Genomic DNA, 16,182 nt, shown 5'->3' with positions numbered 1-16,182 from the left:
GCAATACGGGACTCTCTTTTACCATCATTTTTTTAGCTTATCCTCATAAAACACATTAAAATGCGAATCAATCGTTCCGATATTCAAATGCCTTGCCTTATAATCCCGCAGCAGCTCAAAGAACTTCTTACTTAACACCATAATGACAATCAAATTGATGAACGTTGGGATGGCCGTCGTAATATCTGCGAAATACCAGACAGCTTTTCCTGGTAGGTCATAGTAAACAGCGTAAACGACCATTAATAAGCCTGGTATCGGATATAACCATTTGTAGAAGAAAATCGTCTTGTTTTTCACGTCGACCTTCTTCTCTCCGCCGAACAGGTGGCGCAAAATAATTTCATAATACGTGTACCAGCCAGTCGTAGTCGTCAAGCCGAATAAGAAGACCGACAAGGCAATAATATATCTGCCGACTTCACCGATGCCGACTTCAAACGCGGATAATGTCAATGAGGCGCCATCGAGTCCAGATGACCAAACGCCGGTAATAATGATCGTGAATGCAGTCATCGAACAAACGATGATCGTATCAACGAATACTTCGACAGCTCCCCACATTCCTTGCTTAATCGGATGATTCGTTTTTGCCGTCGAGTGGATCATCGGGGAAGTACCCCAACCTGCTTCATTGCTATACACTGCCCGGGCGACACCCATCCGGATTACTTGAGCAATGACAGCACCGGTAAATCCTCCGACAGCCGCCATTCCTGTAAATGCACTGTCAAAAATAAGAGCAAAAACAGGAATGATTTCTGAGTAATTCTTGAAGATAATGAACAGGGAAGCTACCACATAAAAAATGCACATGAAAGGGATGAGCTTCGTCGCAATCTCGCCAATCCTTTTGATGCCCCCGTAAATGATGACGTAAATAAGAGTAACGTAAATTAGCGAAGAAGGAATCATACCAATGTTGAATGTTGAGCTGACCGCTTCGGAAACCGTGTAGTTCTGAAGTGTAATGAAAAACGTCGTGAAAATACCGAATCCGAAGAGAATCGCAGGGATTTTCCAAAACTTAAACTTCATTTCTTCGCCTAATCCTTTTTCCATATAGTACGTAGGCCCGCCATACGGATTACCTTTTTCATCAGTACTACGGTAATGGACAGCTAACGTGACTTCGACAGTCTTCGTCATCATGCCTAAAAGAGCAGTAATCCACATCCAAAAAACAGCACCCGGTCCTCCAACCGCAATTGCAGTCGCCACCCCGCCGATATTACCAACTCCGACACTGCCCCCAATTGCGGTGCTCACTGCCTGAAAAGGCGTTAAAACGCCTTTGTCACTTTCAACCTTGTCCTTTTTTGAAAAAAGCTTCCCGAACGTAGCTTTGAAAATATGTGGCAAATAACCGATCTGAAAGAACTTGCTTCCGATTGTAAAGTAAACCCCGACAAACAGTACTGTGAAGATAAGAGGCCATCCCCATAACCAGCTGACAATCGTTTCTAAAATCTTGTCCATTTCATTCCCTCCTTCATTGATTCAGAATCTTTTGTTTAATGTATGAATAGTGGGACAATATGATACATGGATCTTAGGATATGAATTATTTAAATTCATAGTATAATAGTAGAAAGGGAGGATATGACTATGCCGAACGTTCATTACTTTTGGGGTTTGCCTGATGAACAGACAATGGATGGAATTTTGCATTTACATAATCAGATTTTTGCCAACTCAGATGAATTATCGAAGAAGGTGAGATTGCGACCGAATATCCTTTTTATTGTTGCCATTGAAGAGAATAAAGTAGTAGGCTACAAGATTGGATACAGTCTCTCCGTGGATCGGTATTACAGTTGGTATGGAGCTGTTCACGAGGAACACAGGGGAAAAGGGATTGCCTCCAAGCTAATGGAGTTGCAACATCGACTTGTAAAGGAAGCTAGATATAAAACGATTGAAACAAAGACTCGAAATAAATGGAGAAACATGTTGATCCTAAATATAAAACATGGATTTGATATAACAAACACGTTTACTGATGATGACGGAATCCATCGGATCGAATTAGAAAAAAAGTTACTAGATCACTAATGAAAAGGGGCGAAATGGATTTGAAAAAGGTATTGATCTTACTAGCCCTCACAATGATTTTGAGTGGATGCGGCAAAGTATATTGGGTGGGGAACGAGAAAGACATCGATAAAGAGCCAGCAGTGAGACAGCACGTCAATTACTTGCAAAATGAAAAGCCGGACCGGAAAGGGTTTAAAAGCATTAACATAGCCGAAGGAAATTTGATGGTTGTTGTTTCAACTGGAACGAATAAACTCGAACTGGAAGCGGTAGACGTTGAAATATTGGATGATGAAACAATCATCACAGTGAGGGAAGTAGAAGCGGATAGCGACAAGATTAATCCATATATCTTAATCGGTCTAGAACGTAAAAACGGCAAGTTGAAGGTCGTCAATGAAGATGGAGAACAATATGAAATAGGTTTTTGATAAGAAAAAATTATCTCTTTACATAATAACTATCGAATTTCCTAATGAACAACCGAGGAGTATAATAGAGTTATACACAGGGGGTGTTCATGATGGAATATATTTCACTCTTTTTCATTGGGGTAATCGCAACGACAATCGGTACGTTGGCGGGGGGCGGCGGATTGATCAGTCTTCCTGCGATGCTGCTACTCGGGGTGCCAATCCACTCCGCAATTGGTGCGAACAAAGTATCGAACACAGTCAGCTCATTTTCAAGCTTTCTTGTCCTTTTGAAACACAAACAAATATCGTTGCGTGAATCCTTTTGGATTATTCCAGTAAGCCTAATAGGGGGCATCAGTGGCGGGCTCATTGCGACAATGCTTTCAGCGGACAATCTCTATATTTTAGCAATACTACTTTTAACTTTTGCTTTCATTACATCGTTTTTCGGAAAAGGGGATTTCGGCGGACAGGAGAAATTGAAATTCGGCAAACTGAGTGTGCCTGGATTATATGGAATTGGAATATACGACGGTCTTTTCGGACCAGGGCAAGGAACGCTAATGCTTTACTTATTTGGTCATTTGAAAGTCGCCTATATCCGGGCCGTCGGTTATGTGCGTCTTGCAACATTTTCAAGTTGTTTTGGAGCGGCAGTCACTTATATAGCAGCTGGAAAAATCATCTGGCCACTTACGTTAATGTTGATGTTAGGTTCGATTACCGGAGCGCAGACAGGGGTGCGTATTGCGGAAAAACTGAAACCGAAGTTCGTGAAGCCAATATTACGGGTTGTGACAGTCGCTTTAATATTACAAATTATTGTAGAGAATGTCGGTTAATTACAGTGAAAACCTTCTACGACGGTAGAGGGTTTTATTTTTTGGGTGATAAAAGGAACAAACTTGAACAAAAATGAATAAAATCATCGACAAAACAGAATAAACATGAAATAATAGGAATATAACTGCATAATATAGATGGAAAGCGGGGTGAAACGTGAACAAAAAGGCAAACGTACTCTTGTAGAATAAAAAAGGGAGGAAGGAACAATGTTTACAGAAGAACGAAGGGGAAAAATTTTAGAAACACTTGAAAAGGATGGCCGCATTCTAGCGAAAGACCTTGCCGATGAATTCGGTTTGTCGATTGATTCCATCCGACGTGATCTTTCGATTATGGAGGAGCAGGGATTGTTGAAAAGGACGCATGGGGGTGCCATTCCGATTGGCAATGTAAGGATGTTGCCTCCATCGCCTTCAATACGTTATGGAGATGGCAGCGTTTATCAAAACGCGATTGCAAAAGAAGCAAGCACCTATATTCAAGAAGGTCAAACCGTTTTTATCGGAGGTGCATCAACACATTTTGTCATGCTGAAGTATTTGCCACGAAACATACGATTCACAGTTGTGACCAACTCGGTAGAAATTGCCTATCATTTGCGTGAAGTGGAAAACATTCAAACGTATCTCATTGGGGGGCTTGTGAAGAGTTCTGGGAATATAACTGACGCTATTGCCAATGAATTGGCACGGCAATTTACAATCGATGTATGCTTTGCAACAGCAGGGGGATTGTCGGAAAAAGGACTAAGCACAGCAACTCCTGAAGTGGCTGTCTTCCATAAGACAATCTATGACAATTCAAAAAAGCTCGTCACGCTTATTGAACATTCGAAGTTCGGAATAGATATGTTCAGCAGGATGTACCCCGTCGAAAAACTCGACGTCATCATTACAGATGAAGAGACGACACAAGATAAAATAGATTCCATAACGTCTTATGGGGTGGAAGTCGTCATAGCAAAATAAGGAGCTGTCCGGTTAATAGCCGGACAGCTTCATTCATTGTGCGTGCTCCTTCAATTCAGAAATCGCAACTTCCGACCTTTCCTCCATTGCTTGTCGCAAATGAACTGTCGCGGTGCGGTCGTCATCGTGGACTTTATCAATCCATACAGAAACTCCATTATAACTGACCATGATCTCATCCGGTGACTTTACAATCTCACGCGCTCGTTGACTATCCAAAGCAATCCCTCCCATTCAAAGTTCATATTTAAATTAAGCTCGTTTCACCATTTTCAAAAGCAGTTTCGAAAGAAAGCGTTGCTCTTCTTCAGAACCTGATTTCCAAAGCTCCATTAACACTTTTTCTTCGCGATTACGAGGTTCTTCGTGGTTGGCGAGATAGCTTGCAACGATCTCTACAGTTTTTACAAGCTTCTCTTCACTTAGTCCCATTTTTTCGCCTAGTTCTACTTTTTCGGAAAGAAATTGTTTGAAGCGGTTGAAGTTCTCGAGTATTTGATTTTTATCTTCGCCATCAATCTTCGCCAGTTCTTTTTGTATCTTGTCTTGCATGTCCATAAAAAATATCACTCCTTCTTTGTTGTACATATATACACTGTGCTTATTGATAGTAAAGTAAACATAGAAAAATTTGCATGGAAAACTGCATTCGGTTTTTTGATATTGGGGATGTAGTTTATGAAGGCAAAATGGTTAGGATACGTAGAGGACATTCAGCGGATTCCCGATTAAGGGAAGTTCATTACGAACGAAAAGAAGGTGGAAGCATGATCCGGACTATGGGGTTGACAACGGACGATGAATTCATTTACGACTTCCCGGTTAATCAAATCTTCGAGCTTGCGTTGCGATGGTACTGGGTTGATTTTGATCAGCCGGACGCAGAAGAAGCATCATTGCTTCAATCGTTATTCAAGTTTCATCCATTAGCATTGGAAGATTGTTATGGACGCCTCCAACGTCCGAAACTTGATCATTATGACGGTTACACATTTTTCGCCTTGCATTCCATCTGTCAGGAAGATTTAAATGCGGAAGAACTGAATCTTTTTTTAGGAGAACATTATATCGTCACATTTCATTACACCCACTTGCAGGAAATCGAAAAGGCAAGAGAATTGATTATGCAAGACCCTACAAAGTGGGAACGTGGAAATATCTTGGTCATGTATGAAGTTTTTGATAAAATCGTCGATCAATACTTTCCGATCCTTTATAATATCGAAGACCATTTGGACGAAATCGAGGAAAAACTATCACCGACAACCGTCCACTTATCAATGGATTACGTATTTGAAGTACGTGGAGATCTATTACGGTTAAGGAGGACAATCTTTCCAATGAGGGAGCTGTTGTACAGGATGCTCGAATCGGAAAGATTAGATTTCATTCCTCAAGAGCATACGTATTTCTCGGATATTTACGACCACCTCTTGCGATTAGCTGAAATGATCGACTCCAATCGCCAGTTGACATCGGATATTAGGGATAGTCAACTATCCATCAATTCCAATCAAATGAACAGTGTTATGATGACGTTGACGATCATTTCATCCATATTTATTCCGCTGACGTTCATTGCAGGTGTGTATGGGATGAATTTTGATCGTATGCCTGAGCTTCATTGGCGGTACGGCTATCCAATCGTCCTTGTCGTTATGATGATTATAGGGATTGCGATGATCGGCTGGTTTACATATAAAGGTTGGTTTCGCATTAATAAGACATGATTAGAAAGCCTTCTCGAAGTTATTCGGAAGGCTTTTGTAATGAAAAGCTTTCAACCGCTTCATATTTTGGTGTTTTTGATGGGTGAATCCTAAAAAGCGAAAATCGATCGACGTGAAATTGGATAGGTGTGCTTGTCTCTTTTTGAATATGCAATTCACCATCTATTTTGCGCTTTTTTGCAATCGTAATATGAGGAGTAAAACGATGATCGGGTTCCATCTTCAATTGGTTAACTCCAATTGCCGCAACCGCTTTTTGCAAAGCGTCGAGCTCTTTTGATGGTTGGACAGACAAATAGACGACGCGAGGACCTTTCGGAGAACCGAAAAATGAAAGACCATCAACATTCAAGAGGAATTCACGATGCTTCTCAGCAAGGGAGGATAGGGTTTCCTGCAAGGGTTCAACTTTCTGTTCGGACAATGCCCCGATAAACAGTAATGTAATATGCAAATCTTCCATATGCGGAATGACTTTATAAGCATTCGACAATCCATATTTTTCTCTGTATTGCATAACAAGTCCTTCAACTGAATCTGGGGCTTTTATTCCAATGAAATAATGGTGCATACTAGCGCCTCCTCCTTACGATGTCGTCTCCTATTGTAGCCTAAATTCCATACTATGAAACATGATGAAAGGGCCCCAGACCGCTCCAATTCCATTTGGAGCATTTTTTTGTGTATAATCAATCAAAAGGGAGATGATGATAATCCGTACAATCATTTTTGACTTGGACGACACACTTCTATGGGATCAAAAAAGCATTGCGACAGCATTTGAAAAGACTTGTCAATTTGCGGCGAGCTTGCAAAATGTAAATGCATCGGAATTGGAAGCAGCTGTTCGTGAAGCGGCTGCAGAACTGTACGCTTCCTATCATACATACGAATTCACTCAAATGATCGGCATTAACCCTTTCGAAGGCTTATGGGGAACATTCGACGACCCAGGCGAAGCGTATCAGGCAATGAAGAAAATCATTCCAAATTATCAACGAGACGCGTGGACGAAAGGGTTAGAAAAAGTAGGCATCGATAATACTGAACTCGGTTTGACACTTGCAGCACGGTTCATTGAAGAACGAAAAAAAGCGCCATTCGTTTACAAAGATACATTCTCCGTCCTCGACAAGTTGAAAGACGAGTTTCGGCTTGTTTTATTGACGAATGGTTCACCATCGCTGCAGCAAACGAAATTAGAAATCACTCCGCAAATTGCCCCTTATTTCGATTTGATCGTCGTTTCGGGTACATTCGGTAAAGGGAAGCCGGATCCTTCCATTTTCGAGCATGTGCTAGAGGAAACTGGGACATCCGCATATGAAGCGTTAATGGTCGGCGATAATTTGCTAACCGATATTCTAGGTTCGTCAAAAGTTGGAATCCGTTCGGTTTGGATAAACCGTGAAGGCAAACCACCAATTCCAGACATCCAACCAACGTATGAAATAAAGCATTTGACGGAACTCTTGCCGATCTTGGAAGAGTTAACGTGAAAAAGGTGAGTTCCCGTTGTAGGGACTCACCTCTTTTAGACAAGGGCTCCTTTATTCGCACAAAGGCTCCTTTATTCAACAAAGGCTCCATCAATGTTTCAAAGATCAATCGCTTTCACTTCGTAAATATCTGCAAGCTCGGTCAAGTCCTCGATTTCCTTCTGGTCGACACGATTATCGATCGTCAACATCATGATCGCATCACCTCCGACGGTCGAACGTCCGACTTGCATCGTAGCGATATTGATGTTTTTCCGTGCGAGTAACGTTCCAACACGACCGATAGCTCCGGGTTGGTCTTTATGCTTGATGAACAGTAGATGACCCGCAGGCACGACATCGACCGCATAATCATCGACCTTGACGATGCGTGCTCCGAGGCCGTTCAGCAAAGTGCCCGCCACATAATGTGTAGCACGTGCAGTGACGATTTCCACAGTCATCAAATGGAGGAAACCTTTGCTCGTCGTTGTCTTATGTTCATTCACTTTAATATCGAACCGTTCTGCTAAATAGATTGCATTGACGTCATTTACGTGGGTTCCAAGGTTTCGTTTCAGAATACCCTTCACCGTATTACGGGTTAGTGGGCGCACATCGTAATTGGCGAGTTCCCCTGCATATTTGACATTCACTTCTTCAATTGCTTCATCTGTCATGCGAGATAAGAAGACGCCGAGTTTTTCCGCCAAATCGAAAAATGGTGCGATTTTTGCCAATACTTCCTTCGAAACAGAAGGTAGATTGACAGGATTACGGACTGCTTCTCCTTTGAAGAAATTCACAACGTCCATGCTGACATCGACGGCAACGCTTTCCTGCGCTTCGACTGTGCTCGCCCCTAGATGAGGGGTCGCAATCACTTGAGGCAATGTTAACAATGGATGATCAACAAACGGTTCCGTTTCAAATACGTCAAGTGCAGCGCCTGCTACTTTACCTGACAAAATCGCCTCGTAAAGCGCATACTCGTCTATAATCCCACCTCTAGCACAGTTAATGATTTGTACGCCATCTTTCATTTTCGCGAAAGCATCTTCGTTCAATAAATGACGAGTTTCTTTTAATAAAGGAGTGTGGATCGTAATAAAATCAGCCTCTATTAATACATCTTCCACCGTACCAAATCCGATTCCCAACTTTTGTGCCTTTTCCTCTGTTAAAAATGGATCATACGCAATAACGTTCATTCGTTGTCCTTTCGCTCGGGCAGCCACTTCAGCACCAATTCGTCCTAAACCGATAACGCCGAGTGTCTTGTTTTTCAACTCGACACCGATAAATGATTTTCGATCCCATTTACCGTCTTTCAATGAGTTGAATGCTTGTGGAATTTTTCGAGCTAACGCTGTCAACATTGCAATTGTATGTTCTGCCGCAGAGTTTGTATTGCCGTCAGGCGCATTGACGACGATAATTCCATGTTCCGTTGCGGCATCCAGGTCGATATTGTCGACTCCGACGCCAGCACGACCAATTATTTTCAACTTGCTAGCGGCTTCAATCACTTCTCGCGTCACTTGTGTTTGGCTGCGAACGAGCAGTGCATCGAACTCATCAATCCTATCAAGAAGTTCTTCTTTTGGCATGTCGGTCGCAATGGTGATTTCCAAACCTTCCGCTTGCCTGAGCGGATGGATTCCTTCCTCGCTTAATGGATCTGCAATCAATATATGGTACGTCATCGTCAATTCTGCCCCTTTTCTAAATAAATTCGTTGAGCTGCCGCGACACCTTTGCCAAGTTCAATATTTTTTCCGATTTTCATCAATCCTAGCTCCATCATGCCGATCGTTTGTAAAACGTCCGCGGGGGAACAATAACCCATATGCCCAATCCGGTAAATCTTCCCCTTTAAACGTTCCTGTCCGCCGGCAACAGATAGATTAAATTCCTTTTTAATCATTTTACGGAATTCCTCTGCATCGAAATCTTTCGGTTGGATAGCAGTTACTGTGCCGGATGCATCGGTATCATTCGTCAATAAAGGAATATCGAGAGCATGGAAAGCAGCACGGGTCATCTCTTTCATAAGCGTATGACGGTGATAGACATTTTCGAGTCCTTCCTTTTCCATCATCGTCAGCACTTGGTCAAGCCCAAAAAGTAAGGAAAGGGCAGGGGTGAAAGGAGTCGTGTCCTTTTCTAGGTTATCCCTGTACTTCGACAAATTTAAATAGAAGCCACGGTTCGGGTTAGCGTCAATGACGTCCCATGCCCGCTCGCTTACTGCAACGAACATCAATCCTGCAGGTAGCATGAACGCCTTTTGTGAGCCTGACACCATTATGTCAATGCCCCAATCATCCATTTTAGTTTCGACACCGCCGACACATGAAACGCCATCGACGATAATAAGTGCATCGGATACTTCATGGACCGCAGCAGCGAGTTCATGAATTGGATTAATGACACCTGTTGATGTTTCACAAAATGTTGCAAAAACGGCTCGCACTTTTGGCAAACTACGAAGATGCTGTTGGATTTCAAGGGGATCAAAAGCTTTTCCCCATTCAACTTCATAGTTGTGTACGCGAATTCCATACGCTTCACATATTTGTGCGAAGCGCGCTCCAAAAGCACCCGTGACGATGACAAGTACCTCTTCCTTTGGCATAACGGCATTGATGACGGCCGCTTCCAATCCGGCAGTCCCACTTCCGGCGACGATCATTACATCTTGTTCAGTGCCGAACACTTTTTTCAGTCGGGGTGTAATAGAGCGAAGCAATTCAGAAGTCTCGCTTCCACGGTGCCCGATCATCGGTTGCGCCATAGCTCTTTGTACACTTGGTGGAATGGGTGATGGTCCTGGAATCCGTAAGAATTGTTGATCTTGTAACATGTCATTTTCCTCCTTGGATAAATTGATGTGAATACAAACAAAAAAGCCTTCCGTCCCTTGCAAACATATGCAAGGGGCGAAAAGCTTTCAGCTACGCGGTGCCACCCTTTTTCGCTGTCTATAGACAGCCTTCATTGCATGCATAACGGGCATGTGCCGGATGAACCTACTCAAAAGTTTCAGTTCATCGATTCAGGAGTGCTGCCTTGCGTCGAAAACGCTGATTCTCACCAACCATCAGCTCTCTATGGATTCCGATTGGCAAAGCCTGTCTCCGTCCAAATCATTAATCGAGTTATTTAATTATTGACAATCATAACACGATAATTCTGAATGTCAATCTATTATTCGTATAATTTTTAAAAATATCCATCGAAACACATACGAGGATATTGATTTGATTCCGAATGCGAACGATTTATTTATTGCATTATAAAAATGTTCGTGAAAAATAATTGCTGTATGATGATTCATTTAAAAAAGTTTATGTTTTGAAGTATCTTATCAAACTTTTGAAAAATGTCAAATAAAATTTATAGCCTCAAATGTATGTATAAAATACCACGGTTTTCACATCATAATTGCAGTACCATAATCATCTATGGATAAGTTTAAGAAAAGAGGGAGAAAAATTGGGCATTTTAAATGGTAATCCGAAAGAAGAGCCAATGCACTATGGTGAAGTCATCGGTTGTTGGGCATACGCAGGTGCGAACAAAGGATTAATCAGCGGCTATGAAGGTTTCATCAATCATGCTGGTGACGAGGATCTGAAAGCACTTCTGAAAGACGCGGTTGACATGATGAAGGAAGAGAATGAAGCAGTCGAAAGAGTGCTTAAGGAGAACGGCGTGACGCCTCCTCCGTCTTTGCCTGATCGTGCAAAAGCAAATGCGGAAGAGATTCCAGTTGGCGCGCGTTATATGGATCCGGAAATCAGTGCAGCTGTTTCCATCAACGTCGGCCAAGGTCTTGTTTCATGCAGTCAGGTAATTGGTCAATGCCTCCGAGAAGACATTGCAATGATGTTCAGTAAATTTCATGCAGACCGACTTTTGTTTGGAATGAGATTACTCCGTCTTAACAAAGAAAAAGGCTGGGTTATCCCCCCTCCGTTACATGGTGCAACATTCAATAAATGATTTTAGGGAAAAACATGATAAATAGGTTTTTCTCAGCCTGATTGAAAACGCTTGTCAAGGAAGGCAACCTCAAAGCGCCACGTCCTGTGGCAACGGTTGCATGACTCGCATCCTGCGAGCCCGCGCGAAGTGGAGCGAAGACGCGAATAGAACTAAAGTTCCTGAGCGGACGAGCGGAAGAAGGCATCCTAAGAGCGCCGCGTCCTGCGGCAACGGATGCATGACCTACCTCCTGTAGGCCCCAACAACGGATGCGAGCGTTTGTCAACAGGCTGAAGCAGCTGATAATAATCAGCTGCTTTCTTTATGCCCACTTTTCAGAAGAATGTGGTAAAATGGCAATTGTTAGATAGAAAAGGGGGAGTATGAATGGTGTTATTTACAAGAAAAGAAGAAGTAGTTGAAAATTTCCATGGGACCGACATCCGTGATCCATACAGATGGCTAGAACAACCGGAAAACCCGGAAGTTCAACAGTGGGTGGATGAACAAAACAGTCAAACGCAAAAATTCATCGCGACATTCCCACATCGGGAAAAGATGAAACAGAAGCTAACCAAAACGTGGAATTACCCGAAGTATACCGTCCCTCGAAAAGAAGGAGATTATTACTATTTCCATAAAAATGACGGACTCCAAAACCAGGCTGTTTTTTATCGTACGAAAGACCTTCAATCAGAAGAGTTGGAGGTTATTTTAGACCCAAATACGATGAACGACGAAGGAACAGCGGCGATTACGAACCTGGCATTCTCAAAAGATGGTAAGAGATTGGCGTATGGGATTTCATTCAATGGAAGCGACTGGCAAGAAATAAAAGTGCGAAACTTGGAATCTGGTAAAGATGAAGAAGACCTAATCCAATTTTGCAAGTTCTCAAGCATTGCATGGAATGAAGAAGGGACAGGTTTTTATTATAACCGTTTTCCGGATCCCTCCACAGTTCAGCCTGAAGAACAAAGCTTTTACAATAAAGTGTACTGGCATGAGGTCGGTACTTCCCAAGAGAAAGATGTGCTAGTTTATGAAGATCCGGACAACAAGGAATTCTCCTTTAATCCCATTATGTCGGACGATTACCGCTATCTGATCTTGAACGTTTGGAAAGGAACAGAAAATAAAAGTCGGATCTATTTTAAAGATCTTGTTGAAGACGGAGAATTTGTCCATCTATTCGATAACTGGGATGGGGAGTATTCCTATATCGGAAATGAAGGGCGCACATTTTATTTCGTAACGAATGTGGACGCACCTCGCGAAAGAATCATCGCCGTCGATATCGATAACCCGACAAAAGATAACTGGGTCGATATTATTCCGGAGAAAGAGGATGTCCTATCATTCGGAAAAATCGTAAACCGTCAACTCGTCGTTTGCTATCTGCATAATGCACATAATGTCTTGAAGATTTACAATTTAGAAGGCGACCATGTAAGAGACGTCGATTTGCCAGGATACATTTCCCTGACCGGTTTAACAGGAAAGAAAGAGGAAGCTTGGATGCTGATCGGGTACACTTCCTATTTGGCGCCAAGTGTCGTTGCCAGTTATGACTTTGAACATGGCGAATTGACTGGGGTATTTCAGCAAGGAAATCAATTCAATACAGAAGGGTTCGAAACAACACAAGTTTTTTATCCATCTATAGACGGTACGAACATCCCGATGTTCTTGACCTATAAAAAGGGCTTAGTTTTAAATGGAGAAAATCCGGTGCTGTTATACGGATATGGCGGATTTAATGTTAGTTTGACACCATCTTTCTCGCCTGCAGTACGCATGTGGATTGAAGAAGGCGGTGTCTATGCCGTTGCCAACTTAAGAGGTGGAGGAGAATTTGGGGAAGAGTGGTACAAGGCGGGAACGCTTGAACGTAAACAAAATGTGTTCGATGATTTCGCTGCGGCAGGAGAATGGCTAATCGCTGAAGGATATACGAAGTCGAAAAAGCTTGCAATTATGGGGGGCAGCAATGGTGGTTTGCTCGTCGGGGCAAGCATCACGCAACGACCAGATTTATTCGGTGCCGCCATTTGTCAAGTGCCGGTTATAGATATGCTCCGTTACCATAAATTTACGGTCGGACGCTTTTGGGTGACGGATTACGGAAATGCTGAAAAAAATGCGGAAGATTTCGCTTATATGGTCAAGTATTCACCGCTGCATAATGTGAGGGAAGGCGTCGAGTATCCACCTACATTAATTACGACGGCAGATACGGACGATCGTGTCGTTCCAGCGCATGCGATGAAATTTGCAGCCACTTTACAAACGGCCTATAAAGGCGATAACCCAATTTTACTTCGTGTGGAAAAAAATGCAGGACACGGACTCGGTAAGCCGACCGTCAAGATTATCGAAGAACAAACTGATGTATATTCATTCCTCTTCAAAACATTGGATATAGAAATTTAAAAAAGGAAGGCTGTCTTAAAACAAGACAGCCTTCTCTTATTTTTGCCTTTCCCAATTGCGGAGGGCAGGGTAAGGATCGAATGACCACTCCGTTTTGCCATTGTATTTATATAAACCATAATGGAGATGAGGAGGGAATTTCCCGGAAGTCCCTTCTTTTCCATAGCCAGTACTGCCGACGTAGCCAAGAAGTGTTCCTGGCTCAACAATATCGCCTTCTTTAATGCCTTTATCAAAATAAGCCAAGTGAGCAAAATAATGATAGGTGTTATGATTATCGCGTATACCGACGCGCCAGCCGCCGTATTCATTCCAACCCAGCACTTCAATTACGCCGTAGGAAGTGGCGACGACCGGTACGCCATATCCTGCAAAAATATCTGTCCCCTCATGGATGCGGCGTCCACCCCATCCGCGTTTTGAACCCCAAGTACCACGGTACGAATAATGATGTCCTTTAGGGATGGGAAATATATGCTTATCCAGCTCGATCGTTTCAAAGTGCTTGAATAACTTGGCGATTGTCATAATTTGATTGACGGTCGCTTCCCGCTTATAATAATGCCATAATGCAGCTTTAAAATCATTCTCATCCGGTCCGTACATAGCTAAATGGGAAGACATGGTCATTAGAACATCCATCGGGTCATATAGATCTGCAATCCCGTCGTTATTGCCATCGGTCCCATATCCGCCAAAAATCGCTATGGTTGCCGGGGAACTGTCGGAAGGATCTGGGTTGAATGCACCAAACCAATGGTCAACAGGGAATTGGATGGAAATCGGTCCGTCGGTTTTCTTAAGATCATTACGAACTTGCTGGATATTCCGTTCAAATTGGTCAATTGCAGCAAGGTGATACCATGGAACTAATTCATTGGAGAACTGCAAATAAAAACCCATTCGCTCCTCGACAATCTCCTTTTCACTTCGTTCGTTGGATGCAGAGGCAATTTGGGGAGCGAGGCAAAAACTGATGATGAGACATATAGGAGCAACTATATTATAGATACGCAATGAGGAAACCTCCTTTGTTGAATGTTTAGAGTGCCCCGAAACGTTCAATTCATGATTTTTTGTTTTAAATTTTAATTCGTCATCATATGGTGGATTCTTTTTGGAGTGATATACTTTAGGAGATAAAAAAAGAAGGGGAGCGAGACAATGGAAAAACTTCAATCGGTTGAACAGTTTGAGCAATTGAAAAATGAAGAACGGACAATGTTCATGTTTTCTGCGGATTGGTGCCCGGATTGCAGAGTGATTGAACCGTTCTTGCCTGCAATTGAGGCGGATTATCCGGAATATCAATTTATTTACGTCGATCGTGATGAGTTCATTGATATTTGCCAACAACTGGATGTATTTGGAATTCCGAGCTTTATTGCATTTAATGGTGGGGAAGAAGTCGGTCGTTTTGTCAGCAAGGACCGGAAGACGAAGGAAGAAATCGAGGCATTCATAGACGGTTTGAGTGCATAAAGAAAAGAGATATCGCCATCCTAATAAGGGATCGGCGATATCTCTTTTTATATGGAGTCTAAAAAAGTTAACATTTTTTCCGGGTAGTCTGTGAAAATTGCCTGTACCCCTGCTTGTTTTAATATGTTTGCGTGTGTTACATCATTGACTGTAAAGGTTCGGACGGGCATGCCGCTATTGATCACTTCGGCGATCGATGGGCGGATTGCTGCAGGGAAGAAGATATGCAGGGCATCCGCTGGTATTCTGCGGATATAGTCCAACGGGTGGACGATCACTTCCATGAATAATGCGGCCGTCTCAATTTCGGGGTGGTATAATTTTACAGATTCGATAGCGGCGTGATCAAACGAAGAAATGATGACGCGGGATGCGATTTGTCTTTCCGTAATCAAAGCGAGCACTTTTTCAACCATACCAACGTAAGGGAAAATATCCGATTTCAACTCGATATTCAGCTTGTGATTTGTAAATTCGAAAACATCGAGGACATCAGCCAGCGTTGGAATCATTTCTCCTTGGAAATCGGAAGAGAACCAACTGCCGAAATCATATTTTCTTAATTCTGCTAAGGACAGGTCTTTCACATACCCTGTTCCGTTCGATGTCCGGTCAATTGATTCGTCATGGATAACGACGAGTTCGCCATCCGCTGTCATATGTACATCGAATTCTACACCAAAAACGGGAAGCCGTGCTGCCTCGTTGAATGCAGCTATTGTGTTTTCCGGATAATTTCCCGATGCACCCCTATGTGCAAATACATCCATTTCATTTCCTCCGATTTCAATTGGACTTTCTT

17 protein-coding genes and 1 other annotated feature are annotated in these 16,182 nt (G+C 42.7%); of the genes, 9 read left to right on the top strand and 8 right to left on the bottom strand.

Annotation, left to right across the window (positions count from 1 at the left end; all coding sequences use genetic code 11):
• Window positions 1-24: 24 nt before the first annotated feature.
• Window positions 25-1,479: an alanine/glycine:cation symporter family protein gene (locus MHZ92_RS10715; protein WP_239431685.1), complete on the bottom strand. Its 1,455-nt coding sequence runs from the start codon at window positions 1,477-1,479 to the stop codon at window positions 25-27.
• Between the two features lie 129 nt (window positions 1,480-1,608).
• Between MHZ92_RS10715 and MHZ92_RS10710 the strand changes: the two genes are divergently transcribed.
• The 4 genes from MHZ92_RS10710 to MHZ92_RS10695 all read left to right on the top strand — a co-directional run bounded on the left by MHZ92_RS10710 (window position 1,609) and on the right by MHZ92_RS10695 (window position 4,267).
• Complete coding sequence (locus MHZ92_RS10710) at window positions 1,609-2,055, top strand: GNAT family N-acetyltransferase (protein WP_239431684.1); 447 nt, start codon at window positions 1,609-1,611, stop codon at window positions 2,053-2,055.
• A 20-nt stretch (window positions 2,056-2,075) separates the two neighbouring features.
• On the top strand, window positions 2,076-2,468 hold the full coding sequence (locus MHZ92_RS10705) for a hypothetical protein (protein ID WP_239431683.1): 393 nt from the start codon (window positions 2,076-2,078) through the stop codon (window positions 2,466-2,468).
• A 92-nt stretch (window positions 2,469-2,560) separates the two neighbouring features.
• Window positions 2,561-3,295 carry a sulfite exporter TauE/SafE family protein gene (locus tag MHZ92_RS10700; RefSeq protein ID WP_239431682.1) on the top strand — a complete coding sequence of 245 codons (735 nt, stop codon included), beginning with the start codon at window positions 2,561-2,563 and terminating at the stop codon, window positions 3,293-3,295.
• Window positions 3,296-3,505: 210 nt separating this feature from the next.
• The gene (locus MHZ92_RS10695) at window positions 3,506-4,267 is read left to right on the top strand and encodes a DeoR/GlpR family DNA-binding transcription regulator (RefSeq protein ID WP_239431681.1); all 762 of its coding nucleotides are present in this window, start codon (window positions 3,506-3,508) and stop codon (window positions 4,265-4,267) included.
• 33 nt (window positions 4,268-4,300) lie between these two features.
• Here MHZ92_RS10695 and MHZ92_RS10690 read toward each other — a convergent pair whose 3' ends face one another.
• Together MHZ92_RS10690 and MHZ92_RS10685 are read right to left on the bottom strand one after the other, a co-directional pair.
• Window positions 4,301-4,486: an H-type small acid-soluble spore protein gene (locus tag MHZ92_RS10690; protein ID WP_239431680.1), complete on the bottom strand. Its 186-nt coding sequence runs from the start codon at window positions 4,484-4,486 to the stop codon at window positions 4,301-4,303.
• 33 nt (window positions 4,487-4,519) lie between these two features.
• On the bottom strand, window positions 4,520-4,855 hold the full coding sequence (locus tag MHZ92_RS10685; protein WP_239431679.1) for a DUF3243 domain-containing protein: 336 nt from the start codon (window positions 4,853-4,855) through the stop codon (window positions 4,520-4,522).
• Between the two features lie 179 nt (window positions 4,856-5,034).
• On the opposite strand from MHZ92_RS10685, the gene corA reads away from it, so the two are divergent.
• Window positions 5,035-5,997, top strand: coding sequence for a magnesium/cobalt transporter CorA (gene corA, locus MHZ92_RS10680; RefSeq protein ID WP_239431760.1), 963 nt, complete (start codon window positions 5,035-5,037; stop codon window positions 5,995-5,997).
• Between the two features lie 19 nt (window positions 5,998-6,016).
• On the opposite strand, the gene thpR is transcribed toward corA, so the two are convergent.
• Window positions 6,017-6,568 carry an RNA 2',3'-cyclic phosphodiesterase gene (gene thpR / locus MHZ92_RS10675; RefSeq protein WP_239431678.1) on the bottom strand — a complete coding sequence of 184 codons (552 nt, stop codon included), beginning with the start codon at window positions 6,566-6,568 and terminating at the stop codon, window positions 6,017-6,019.
• A 136-nt stretch (window positions 6,569-6,704) separates the two neighbouring features.
• Between thpR and MHZ92_RS10670 the strand changes: the two genes are divergently transcribed.
• The gene (locus MHZ92_RS10670; RefSeq protein WP_239431759.1) at window positions 6,705-7,496 is read left to right on the top strand and encodes an HAD family hydrolase; all 792 of its coding nucleotides are present in this window, start codon (window positions 6,705-6,707) and stop codon (window positions 7,494-7,496) included.
• A 98-nt stretch (window positions 7,497-7,594) separates the two neighbouring features.
• Here MHZ92_RS10670 and serA read toward each other — a convergent pair whose 3' ends face one another.
• Window positions 7,595-9,181: a phosphoglycerate dehydrogenase gene (gene serA / locus MHZ92_RS10665; RefSeq protein WP_239431677.1), complete on the bottom strand. Its 1,587-nt coding sequence runs from the start codon at window positions 9,179-9,181 to the stop codon at window positions 7,595-7,597.
• Between the two features lie 2 nt (window positions 9,182-9,183).
• On the bottom strand, window positions 9,184-10,341 hold the full coding sequence (locus MHZ92_RS10660) for a pyridoxal-phosphate-dependent aminotransferase family protein (protein WP_239431676.1): 1,158 nt from the start codon (window positions 10,339-10,341) through the stop codon (window positions 9,184-9,186).
• Between the two features lie 69 nt (window positions 10,342-10,410).
• Window positions 10,411-10,631 (bottom strand) — a binding site (T-box leader).
• A 342-nt stretch (window positions 10,632-10,973) separates the two neighbouring features.
• Between MHZ92_RS10660 and MHZ92_RS10655 the strand changes: the two genes are divergently transcribed.
• On the top strand, window positions 10,974-11,483 hold the full coding sequence (locus tag MHZ92_RS10655; protein WP_239431675.1) for a DUF3231 family protein: 510 nt from the start codon (window positions 10,974-10,976) through the stop codon (window positions 11,481-11,483).
• A gap of 369 nt (window positions 11,484-11,852) precedes the next feature.
• Entirely contained in the window at window positions 11,853-13,898 is a 2,046-nt protein-coding gene (locus MHZ92_RS10650; protein ID WP_239431674.1) for a prolyl oligopeptidase family serine peptidase, read from the top strand.
• A 36-nt stretch (window positions 13,899-13,934) separates the two neighbouring features.
• On the opposite strand, the gene MHZ92_RS10645 is transcribed toward MHZ92_RS10650, so the two are convergent.
• Entirely contained in the window at window positions 13,935-14,915 is a 981-nt protein-coding gene (locus MHZ92_RS10645; RefSeq protein WP_255723481.1) for a M23 family metallopeptidase, read from the bottom strand.
• A 147-nt stretch (window positions 14,916-15,062) separates the two neighbouring features.
• Between MHZ92_RS10645 and MHZ92_RS10640 the strand changes: the two genes are divergently transcribed.
• Window positions 15,063-15,380, top strand: a complete 318-nt coding sequence (locus MHZ92_RS10640; RefSeq protein ID WP_239431673.1) for a thioredoxin family protein — start codon at window positions 15,063-15,065, stop codon at window positions 15,378-15,380.
• Window positions 15,381-15,427: 47 nt separating this feature from the next.
• On the opposite strand, the gene MHZ92_RS10635 is transcribed toward MHZ92_RS10640, so the two are convergent.
• Entirely contained in the window at window positions 15,428-16,150 is a 723-nt protein-coding gene (locus MHZ92_RS10635) for a glycerophosphodiester phosphodiesterase (protein ID WP_239431672.1), read from the bottom strand.
• Between the last annotated feature and the right edge of the window lie 32 nt (window positions 16,151-16,182).

Source organism: Sporosarcina sp. ACRSL (assembly GCF_022346605.1).
GTDB lineage: Bacteria > Bacillota > Bacilli > Bacillales_A > Planococcaceae > Sporosarcina.
This window is presented reverse-complemented; position numbering and strand designations above follow the sequence as displayed.

Bases quoted from the DNA above. Each gene is read 5' to 3' on its own strand.
- MHZ92_RS10715 (WP_239431685.1), bottom strand. From the start codon at position 1,479: ATGGACAAGATTTTAGAAACGATTGTCAGCTGGTTATGGGGATGGCCT.
- MHZ92_RS10635 (WP_239431672.1), bottom strand. From the start codon at position 16,150: ATGGATGTATTTGCACATAGGGGTGCATCGGGAAATTATCCGGAAAAC.
- MHZ92_RS10685 (WP_239431679.1), bottom strand. From the start codon at position 4,855: ATGTACAACAAAGAAGGAGTGATATTTTTTATGGACATGCAAGACAAG.
- MHZ92_RS10670 (WP_239431759.1), top strand. From the start codon at position 6,705: ATGATAATCCGTACAATCATTTTTGACTTGGACGACACACTTCTATGG.
- corA (WP_239431760.1), top strand. From the start codon at position 5,035: ATGATCCGGACTATGGGGTTGACAACGGACGATGAATTCATTTACGAC.
- MHZ92_RS10640 (WP_239431673.1), top strand. From the start codon at position 15,063: ATGGAAAAACTTCAATCGGTTGAACAGTTTGAGCAATTGAAAAATGAA.
- thpR (WP_239431678.1), bottom strand. From the start codon at position 6,568: ATGCACCATTATTTCATTGGAATAAAAGCCCCAGATTCAGTTGAAGGA.
- MHZ92_RS10650 (WP_239431674.1), top strand. From the start codon at position 11,853: ATGGTGTTATTTACAAGAAAAGAAGAAGTAGTTGAAAATTTCCATGGG.
- MHZ92_RS10660 (WP_239431676.1), bottom strand. From the start codon at position 10,341: ATGTTACAAGATCAACAATTCTTACGGATTCCAGGACCATCACCCATT.
- MHZ92_RS10695 (WP_239431681.1), top strand. From the start codon at position 3,506: ATGTTTACAGAAGAACGAAGGGGAAAAATTTTAGAAACACTTGAAAAG.
- MHZ92_RS10700 (WP_239431682.1), top strand. From the start codon at position 2,561: ATGGAATATATTTCACTCTTTTTCATTGGGGTAATCGCAACGACAATC.
- MHZ92_RS10710 (WP_239431684.1), top strand. From the start codon at position 1,609: ATGCCGAACGTTCATTACTTTTGGGGTTTGCCTGATGAACAGACAATG.
- serA (WP_239431677.1), bottom strand. From the start codon at position 9,181: ATGACGTACCATATATTGATTGCAGATCCATTAAGCGAGGAAGGAATC.